Raw genomic sequence first — 4,105 nt, 5'->3', positions numbered from 1 at the left:
GTCCCGTTTGGGCCTCGATCCAGGCCGGACACGCCCTTTCTCGTACCTTCGAAAACACCGGGTTGTTTCCGGTGGACTGGCTCGATGCATTCCGCGTCGGGGAAGAGAGCGGGAAAGTGGATGAGGTCCTGGAACGGCTCAGTCGCCTCTGCATGGAGCGCGCGAGTCGGGCCATGAAGATCCTCAGCGTGGTGGGCGCTGTGATGGTCACACTCCTCATTGCGGGGATCATGATTTTCATGATTTTCCGGCTGGCCTTGTTTTACATCGGACAGATTTACAGCGCAATCCCCCAGTGATGCGAAGGTTCCTGGGGCCACCGGTTCGCCGGTTTCGCTGGATCATTCGGATTCGACAACAACCCGGTCTGAGCCAGCGATATCTTGAAGAACTTTCACGAAGGTTTCGTACGCCGGTTTTCCGAAGAGCACGAATCGCACCAGTTCTGGCTTCCCATGGTTTTTGAGAAAGTCGATGACCGTCCTGAGTGCCACGCGGGCAGCGTCTGCCAACGGATAGCCGTAGGCACCAGCACTGAGGGCAGGAAATGCCACCGAGCGGCAGTCGTGTTCCACGGCAAGCTCCAACGACCGACGGTAGGCACTCGCGAGCAGTTCTGGCTCCCCATGTTGACCGTCGCGATAGATAGGTCCCACCGCATGAATGACGAATTTCGCAGGAAGCCGACCGGCACCTGAAATAACTGCCGAGCCTGTGGAACAACCCTGCGGGTATTTTGCCCGTGTTTCCGCCATGATTTCGGGGCCCCCTTTGCGATGGATGGCACCATCGACCCCGCCCCCACCTGCCAGCCGACTGTTGGCAGCATTGACGATCGCATCCACATGCTGCTCCGTGATGTCGCCTTCCACCAATTCCAGGAGACAATTCCCGATTTCACATTTGGCCGCCATGGAGCACATCTCCCATCTTTCAGGACCAGCCGCGCTGCAAAAAGGCGTGGCCAGGCTCTCACCCGTTACTTATTTGCTCATCCGGCTTGCTTGCGCGACGACCCTGTAGGATACATTATCGTGGACTGCGGGTAATGTGGAAGGTCACCGGCAATCGAGTCGAAGTGGCTGGTTGACATCTCCCTACCGCTGACACGTTTGGGACATTTCGCAACAGACTGCAAGCGATTGTGACGCACGATCGAAGTTTCGTGCGGCCGATTGGGTAGAAAAGTGTGAACAATGCGGTTCTAGGAACAGGCTCCCCAGCGCGATACAATAGGCTAGCCGCGGAGGATTGCCCCGCTAGTCCACGTTCCTTTCTCTGTGTTGAAGGGAAGATCTCATGAAGGATGCGGCGCGGTAAAAGGAGTGATTCCGGTGAATGTCCAACAGACTGATTTTTCGTTGACCTCGACAAGTGAGCGATTGCTGCGCGAGATCTTAATCGCGGCATGCGATGCAAACGAGACACGCACCTATCTCCAGGCGCAAACCCCCACGCTCCGGGTGGCGCTCGGAGCTGATTTCGTGGGGCTGCTGGGCATCGATCGAAAACATCACACCTGCGGCTGGATCTCCGAATCCGGGCACGCCGACGATAAGCATCAGCATCGCTGGGTCGGTCTTGCTGACCGGAGCGAGCCCTGGGTCAATGGGTCCTGGTGTGCCTTTTCTTTGCCAATGGACCGTCCGGAAGTCGTCTGGCTGGTGGCCCGGTTCCCTCAACCGATGGCCACCACAGCCCATCTGGAGACGATGCGGGAAGTCGCGGAGACGCTTGCTGCTGCCGTCGGGTTTGTCAGCCAGCGGGAACGCATCGCGGAAGAGTTGAAGAAACGGGAAACACTCCTGCGCATCACACAGCGCTGGTCGCAGGTACGGCAACTCCGACCGCTGCTTACGGAGATCGCCCAGACGGCCGCCGAGTTCCTTCATGCAGATCGCGCCACCATTTTTCTCTGGGACCGTCAGGCGCGTTTGCTCATTGGACGGCCCGCTCTCGGGGTGGAAGATGAACTTCGGATACCGGACGACGCTGGCATCGCGGGACGGGTTCTCAATACGGGAAGACCAATGCGTGTGGCACGGGAGTCACCCGAGCAGCGAGCCATTGATCGGCGTGTGGACAGCCAGCTCGGTTACCACACGGAAAACCTGCTGTGTGTGCCTTTGAAAACGCGCACCGGAAGAATACTGGGCGTGTTTGAGGTCATGAACAAGAAAAATGGTGAGTTCACTGAAGAAGACGAAGAGTCTCTCCTGGGGCTGGCGGAGCAGGCCGCCGCGGCTCTGGAAAGCGTCCGCGATTACGAGCAGGTGCTGCTGACCCGGCGGCAGATCGTGGACGAGATGGCCGGTCGAGTGCAATTGGTCGGACGGTCGCCGGGAATCCTTCGCCTGCGGCGGGAAATCGACCGATTGGCCGAAACGGATCTTCCCGTTCTGATTCTGGGAGAAAACGGCACCGGAAAAGAAGTCGTCGCCCAACTGATTCACTATTTGGGTGAACGCCGCGAGCATCCTTTTATTGCGGTCAATTGTGCGGCCATTCCGGAGAGCCTCGCTGAGAGCGAACTTTTCGGCCATGAGAAAGGAGCGTTTACCGACGCCCATGAAAGCCGTCCCGGCAAATTCGAGCTCGCCCATAACGGGACGATCTTCCTGGACGAAGTCGCGGAACTCAGCCCGGCCGCTCAGGCCAAGTTGTTGCGCGTTCTGGAAGAAAAAATGGTGACCCGGGTTGGCGGAACACGACTGATTCCTGTGCATGCCCGGGTGATCGCCGCCACGAATCGCGCCCTTCATCAGTGGGTGAAGGAAGGACGTTTTCGCGAGGATCTGTTTTACCGGCTGAACACGGTCACTTTGCAGATTCCCGCCCTCCGGGATCGGGGTGAGGACATCATCCTTCTGGCAGAACACTTCCTGCGAGAATTTTGCGCTAAAGCACGGCGACCTGTTCCCGAATTATCGCCGGAAGCGAAGCAGTTCCTCCTCCAGTACTCCTGGCCCGGCAACGTCCGAGAACTGCGCAACGCCATGGAGCGAATCGCCTATCTGTGCCCCCACTCCCGAATCGAAGTTGCGGACCTCGGTCTGACAGGTGAACTCCGCCGTGAGGTCATGCCGCTGGAGGGAATCGCCCCTGGGCTGAAACTCCGTGAGGCCACCAAGCAATTTCAAATCGCCTACATTTGCCGCACCATCCAATCCACTCAAAACAACGTGACACTGGCGGCGCGGCAACTGGGACTCCACCGGGCCAATCTCTATCGCAAGATGCGCCAACTGGGAATTCGCGTCCAGCGCGCCGAGCAGCAAGCCGACGAAGATACCGACGCCGATTGAATGCGTCACTCCCGTTCACAATTTCGCCCAGCCTCGCAAAGGGACGGCCGATTACTGGACGATGAGCTGACCCAGTTCCCGACGAGCCAGAGATGGCTTTTCCGCCTCGCAGCATGCCCCCATTCAGTCGAGGCGGATCCTGCATTCCTCGGCCGTTGTTCGCAGGAAAGCAATCACCCGGGGCACGTCGTCCTCCGCCACGCTGTGAATCAAGAGTGGCCCGTCGAATCTGTGGTCATGCAACAGTCGTAAATAACGAGAGTAGTCGACAAGCGGTGCGCCGGATCGCGCAGGCATCCCGGTGCGGATGACGTCCTTGGCATGGGCAGCCACCATAGCGGGACCCAACAGTCTGACAGCTTCCTCCAGAATTTGGTTTCGATCGGCGGAACCAACTTCGGGCAGGATGTTGACCGGATCCAAAATGACCCGCAACCGCGGATGCTGGAATTGTCCCAAAAGCCGTTGCGCCTTTTGAGGAGAGTCCACCACATTGTTGGTCTCCGGCTCGAAGGCCAGGACGACCTGGTACCGGTCAGCCAGCGTTAGGGCCTGTTCCATCGTTCGTGACATGTCCTCCCACGCTTGGGGTGTTTGGTTGTCCGGATGCCCCTTCCACATGTCCAGCGGATCTCGGGTTCCGGTACACACCGCCACGATTGTTCCTCCCAAATCTCGGCACACAGAACAAACCGTCGCCAACCGCGCGAGATATGCGCGACGGTAGCCCTCATCCGGATGGGCCATATTGAACGTCCCCGAAAACGTGGCGATTTTCAGGCCGCGTGCGGTTAGTTCCC

General features: G+C 58.7%; 4 protein-coding genes. 2 read left to right on the top strand and 2 right to left on the bottom strand.

The annotated features are described in order from the left end of the window. Positions 1 to 299, top strand: a 299-nt coding sequence (locus tag H5U08_RS11765; RefSeq protein ID WP_297033231.1) for a type II secretion system F family protein, incomplete at its 5' end; no start/stop codon positions are given. Positions 300 to 341: 42 nt separating this feature from the next. Here H5U08_RS11765 and H5U08_RS11760 read toward each other — a convergent pair. Next, entirely contained in the window at positions 342 to 914 is a 573-nt protein-coding gene (locus H5U08_RS11760) for an O-acetyl-ADP-ribose deacetylase (protein ID WP_297033229.1), read from the bottom strand. A gap of 420 nt (positions 915 to 1,334) precedes the next feature. Here H5U08_RS11760 and H5U08_RS11755 point away from each other — a divergent pair, with 420 nt between their 5' ends. Next, complete coding sequence (locus tag H5U08_RS11755; protein WP_297033227.1) at positions 1,335 to 3,305, top strand: sigma-54-dependent Fis family transcriptional regulator; 1,971 nt, start codon at positions 1,335 to 1,337, stop codon at positions 3,303 to 3,305. Between the two features lie 123 nt (positions 3,306 to 3,428). Here the strand turns inward: H5U08_RS11755 and H5U08_RS11750 are convergent. Further along, positions 3,429 to 4,105, bottom strand: a 677-nt coding sequence (locus H5U08_RS11750) for a sugar phosphate isomerase/epimerase (protein WP_297033225.1), incomplete at its 5' end; no start/stop codon positions are given.

This window comes from Thermogutta sp., from assembly GCF_014359955.1.
GTDB lineage: Bacteria > Planctomycetota > Planctomycetia > Pirellulales > Thermoguttaceae > Thermogutta.
Note: the sequence above shows the minus strand (reverse complement) of the source record. Positions and strands in the feature narration are given on the sequence as shown.

Excerpts from the sequence above, each read along its gene's own strand:
- H5U08_RS11760 (WP_297033229.1), bottom strand. The coding sequence starts at position 914 with ATGGCGGCCAAATGTGAAATCGGGAATTGTCTCCTGGAATTGGTGGAA.